We start from the raw sequence: 4,529 nt of genomic DNA, 5'->3' as shown, positions 1-4,529 counted from the left end.
TTCGACATGCGGGCATCGATGAGCCGCCGCGGCAATTGCTATGACAACGCCCCGATCGAATCCTTCTGGGGAACGTTGAAGAACGAGCTGGTCTATCATCAACGCTTTGCCACGCGCGAGCGGGCACGGCGCTCGATCAGCGAATACATCGAAATCTTCTATAACCGGCAACGCACGCAGGCGCGTCTCAATTACCAGTCGCCGGTCGCATTTACGCGGTTTCGCCGTCGCTCAACGTCCCGGTGCAGGTGAACGAGATGCACAACGCGGACTACGGCGTGGCTTTTAGGAATGTCTATAAGGCATCGCAAGAGAACGAAACCTCGCCGCTCAAGCAGGGGGCTGGCAGTGTATCTGCCGACTGATGCAGGGTAATTCGCGACTGTAGAGCGGAAATGTCGCGTGATGCCAGCATCGCTGCCCGGCCACTATTCTTTGCGGCATGTCGTTCGACCAGCGTGACGGGCTCGGCGCAAGAATAATCTCATTGGCTGTTATGAGGTGATCGGCTCTAATTCAAGCAGCTGCATCCACGGAATCAAGCAGCTGCGCCGCTGGAAGTTCCTTGCGCGGAATCTCGTTGCACGGGAATCCCGGTGCTGGGCATGTGCTCCGCCAATTTAAGATGGCTGGGCGTCTTCAATCTTCATTGTGAGGGTTTTAATATGGCAGACCGGAAACTCCCTACATCAAGCGACATAAAGTTGCAGGATACAGCGGCACAACACATTGAGCATGCACATGCATTGCTCGATGTTCTCAATACACAGGCTGCGCTGCAGTCAGTGGCCGAAATTGTCACAGAGAAAAAACTAAGCGAGTCTGACCTCGGCAAGCGAATCAACATCAAGAGCGCGAACGCGTTGAGAATCACGCTGCTTAATACCGACAAAGCTAAGAAGGATGCAGTAGTTCTCCTGCGCAACGCTGGAACAGGCGTGGTGACTGTCGCAGCAGACGCGGGAGACAAGCTGACCCCCAATCCCGTGATGCTGACGCAAAACGAGACCGTGCTCCTGGGAGCTGGGCCTAAAGAATGGCATGTATTACTGCGTGGATCAGATGTGAACGCAGCGGTTGCCTCATTGAGCACCTCAGTAAGCACCGCCCTTAGCTCAGCTATCGGCTCCGTATCCAGTCTTAGCACTGCCGTCGAAAGTAAGATTGCGGGGCTCAAGACAGCGCTCGCATCAGAGCTTGATTCCAAGGTAATTGAAAAAGTCAAAACTCAACTTACAGATGCGGGATTCTCAAAGACGCTGACGGCCGCATCCACGGGGAGGAAATTGCTGCAAGTCGTTGATGCAAGTATAGATCCCCCTTCGTCTGTGGAATTTTCCCTGAGTTCGAATACTAACAAGGGGTATGCTGACTACGAAATCGAGTTCAGCAATGCCTGTACGGATCAGGCCGCCGGCTTGTTTTTCGGTATGCAGATTTCGACTGACGGCAGCGCCAGCTGGAAGCAAAATGGCTATGCGCTCTCTCAATTCCAGGAAACGGCGCATGGAGAGACGAATGCCGCGCTGCATTCCGACAGTGCTTCTGCCTTGACCTTGCAGGGCAATCTTAGTAATCAAGCTAAAACGAGTATTTCGGGACGAATCAGACTGTACGCCCCCAAGCAGACCGGGCTATTCCACCATTTCCAGATGGATACAATCGCGACCCTGAAGGCTGGGCAGCATATTCGAACCGAAGGTGGCTGCGTATTTTTTGCTGACGTCGATTCATATGACAAAGTTCGTCTATTTTACTATCCGGCGAATGGTACACCAACCGGAAAAATTACGAAGGGAGTGTTTCGTCTCTACGGTCTGACAAATAGTATCGGCGGTAATCAGTGAGCAGCATTTAACCGCCGGTAAGGCACTCGGCGCATAATTCGGTTGAGGGGCTCGCGAGGAAAATTCGCGAGCCCATTTTTCTATGGGCTGTGCCCCAAAGTAATACATCAAGACCTGAAGTGCTACGCACTTTTTGCGCTAACTCCCTTGTGGACGAAAGTCGTGCTGCGCTCCATGCGGTCGGTTGAAATTCGTGAGGTAACATTCATGCTCTCTACTATTCACGTGATCCAGAAAATGGGCGATACGAAGAACTTTGAGGCGATTGGTCGCTATCACGACGCGTTGGAACAAGTCAACGTTTTGACAATCCAGCGCCACAATCTGGCAGGACGAATTTCCGGACTCTTGCGGGATGCCGGCATGGTTGACGGGTTGGGCACGTCGATCAGAAAATTCAATCACGACGCGGTGATTGATGGAGAGGTGGCCTCACTCGTTCGGACAGTTTTCTGAGATTTTTAAGTGGAACGTCCGAGGCAATCATGCTGCCGATTTGATCGCAGGCAGCGTCGCGAAGTATGCCTCATCCGGCGTCCGATCCGCCAGGCTCGAATGGGGCCGTTTTCGGTTGTACAGCTCGATGTAGTCGCCGATGGGGCGCCGGGCATGGCTGACCGACTCATACGCTTTCACGTAGTTGAGTAGCCCGGCGGAATCGCGCCGCCAGGCCCTCCCAGAACTGTACGTGAGCCTCTCGACTCATACAGCTCCTATCGTCCACCCGTGGCTCCGAGCGTCCAATGCGCGAACAGGGTCGGGCGCCGCGTCTTAAGACGCCGCAACCAATCCCATGCCCGCAGCTTGTGCGTGCGGAGTTTCTTGTATTTGCGCTGAGCCCAACGCACAATGAACGAATCCAGTGTACGTAAGGCCCCGAGAAGTGCGGAGGGCCGGAACCGCCCGTAGTAGCGAACCCAGCCCAGAAGTACGGGCTGCGTCCATTGAGCGACTGCGACAAGTTCAAGGTCATTGCGACTGTGCAACCGCCACCGACGCATTCGCAACCGCATCGATTTGGCTGCCTTGTCGCTTACCGCAGGAGCGAAACTAACGAACAGTGCTCCAGAGCGATTCATCGAACTCCGGGGCCGAAAGCAGTAGCCCAGGAAATCAAAGCGCTGCACTGGATAGTTGCCGCGTCGGTTATCGTCCTTGCAGTAGACGATCTTGGTCTTCTCCGGATGAAGCTGTAGTTTGCAAGCCGCAAGCCGGGCATCGAGTTCTGCTCGTAATTGGTCGGCCTGCGCCTCGCTCTTGCAATGGCAAATGACATCGTCGGCGTAACGCTCAAATAGGACGCCGGGATGGTTCCGCGACATCCATTGATCGAACGCGTAATGCAAGAACAGGTTAGCCAATATGGGGCTGACCACTGCGGTAATCCCCCCGAAAAACCAGCGTGATCAGAAGTAGAATTTTCTCGTTGAGGGAGTTCTACAGAATGAAGAAGTCGAGATTCACGGACAGCCAGATCATGGACGCGCTCAAGCGCGTGGAGTCGGGGCTGTCGGTTCCGGACCTGTGCCGGGAGCTGGGTATCAGCACGGCGACGTTCTACAAGTGGCGCTCGAAATACGGCGGCATGGACGTCTCGCTGATCGCGCGGATGAAGGAGTTGGAAGCCGAAAATGCCCGGCTGCGCAAGATGTATGTCGAGGAGAAGATCAAGGCCGAGATCGTTGCGGAGGCACTCGCAAAAAAGGACTGAGGCCATCTCGCCGACGCGAGATGGCCATGCGAGCGGTGTCCAGCCGAGGCGTATCGATCCGGCTGGCATGTGAGGCGTTCGGGATCAGCCAGAGCTGCTATCGGTACGTCAGCGAGCGCAATGCCGAGAACGACGAGATTGCGCACTGGCTGCTGCGTCTGACCGACAACCACCGGAACTGGGGCTTCGGGTTGTGCTTCCTGTACCTGCGCAATGTGAAAGGCTTTGGCTGGAATCACAAGCGGGTGTACCGGATTTACCGCGAACTGGAACTGAACCTGCGGATCAAACCGCGCAAGCGGCTGGTCAGGCAGGCGCCAGAACCGCTGGCGGTGCCATCTGCCGTCAATCAGGTCTGGTCGATGGACTTCATGCACGATCAGCTGTCCGACGGACGCAGCATCCGGCTGTTCAACGTGATCGACGACTTCAACCGCGAGGCACTCGGCATCGAGATCGACTTCTCATTACCGTCCGAACGCGTGATCCGTGCGCTGCGGCAGATCATCGGTTGGCGTGGCAAGCCGAAAGCGATTCGGTGTGACAACGGGCCCGAGTACCTGAGTGCTGCGATCACCGAATGGGCTCGGCAGTATGGAATCAGGCTTGACTACATCCAGCCAGGCAAGCCTCAGCAGAATGCGTACGTCGAGCGATTCAACCGGACGGTGCGGTATGAATGGCTGTCGCTGTACCACTGGGAAGACTTGGACCACGTGCAGCGTTTCGCGACCGACTGGATGTGGACTTACAATCATGACCGCCCAAACATGGCCCTGGGCGGATTTACGCCAAAACAGCGGCTGGCCATGGCCGCTTAGTTTCTACTTCTGAACTCCGTGGAAAACGGGGGGATTACCATCTGCTCGCTCAGGTACTTGAAGTGCACATGCAGGCGTTCGAGGATGGCGACGAGGCGCGGTGGCAGTGAATGATCGGCGAGCACGGCCGGCAAGCGTTTGATAACGGCG

At 55.7% G+C, this 4,529-nt stretch carries 5 protein-coding genes and 2 pseudogenes; 4 read left to right on the top strand and 3 right to left on the bottom strand.

Translation table 11 applies throughout. The annotated features are described in order from the left end of the window. The 3 genes from ACNQQL_RS35625 to ACNQQL_RS35615 form a co-directional block, all read left to right on the top strand. Window positions 1–252: IS3 family transposase (locus tag ACNQQL_RS35625; protein WP_347069450.1), on the top strand; the 252-nt coding region annotated here is incomplete at its 5' end. Window positions 253–605: 353 nt separating this feature from the next. Continuing rightward, on the top strand, window positions 606–1,847 hold the full coding sequence (locus ACNQQL_RS35620) for a hypothetical protein (RefSeq protein WP_347069443.1): 1,242 nt from the start codon (window positions 606–608) through the stop codon (window positions 1,845–1,847). Between the two features lie 162 nt (window positions 1,848–2,009). Further along, entirely contained in the window at window positions 2,010–2,303 is a 294-nt protein-coding gene (locus tag ACNQQL_RS35615) for a hypothetical protein (RefSeq protein WP_347069441.1), read from the top strand. A 27-nt stretch (window positions 2,304–2,330) separates the two neighbouring features. On the opposite strand, the pseudogene ACNQQL_RS35610 reads toward ACNQQL_RS35615, so the two are convergent. Together ACNQQL_RS35610 and ACNQQL_RS35605 are read right to left on the bottom strand one after the other, a co-directional pair. Next, window positions 2,331–2,492: pseudogene (locus ACNQQL_RS35610) on the bottom strand (integrase core domain-containing protein); the annotation flags it as partial. Between the two features lie 68 nt (window positions 2,493–2,560). After that, window positions 2,561–3,223: a reverse transcriptase domain-containing protein gene (locus ACNQQL_RS35605; protein WP_347069439.1), complete on the bottom strand. Its 663-nt coding sequence runs from the start codon at window positions 3,221–3,223 to the stop codon at window positions 2,561–2,563. 68 nt (window positions 3,224–3,291) lie between these two features. Between ACNQQL_RS35605 and ACNQQL_RS35600 the strand changes: the two genes are divergently transcribed. Then, window positions 3,292–4,379 (top strand): IS3 family transposase gene (locus tag ACNQQL_RS35600; protein ID WP_347069437.1). Its coding sequence is split into 2 segments (ribosomal slippage): window positions 3,292–3,553 and window positions 3,553–4,379, totalling 1,089 coding nucleotides; the frame shifts between segments, so codons are not numbered across the junction. Between the two features lie 38 nt (window positions 4,380–4,417). Here the strand turns inward: ACNQQL_RS35600 and ACNQQL_RS35595 are convergent. Next, window positions 4,418–4,529: pseudogene (locus ACNQQL_RS35595) on the bottom strand (IS110 family transposase); the annotation flags it as partial.

The sequence above is a fragment of the Burkholderia sp. LFS061 genome (genome assembly GCF_047978125.1).
Lineage (GTDB): Bacteria > Pseudomonadota > Gammaproteobacteria > Burkholderiales > Burkholderiaceae > Burkholderia > Burkholderia pyrrocinia_C.
Note: the sequence above shows the minus strand (reverse complement) of the source record. Positions and strands in the feature narration are given on the sequence as shown.

What these genes read in the sequence shown, in the direction of transcription:
- ACNQQL_RS35620 (WP_347069443.1), top strand. Translation starts at nt 606, where the DNA reads ATGTGCTCCGCCAATTTAAGATGGCTGGGCGTCTTCAATCTTCATTGT.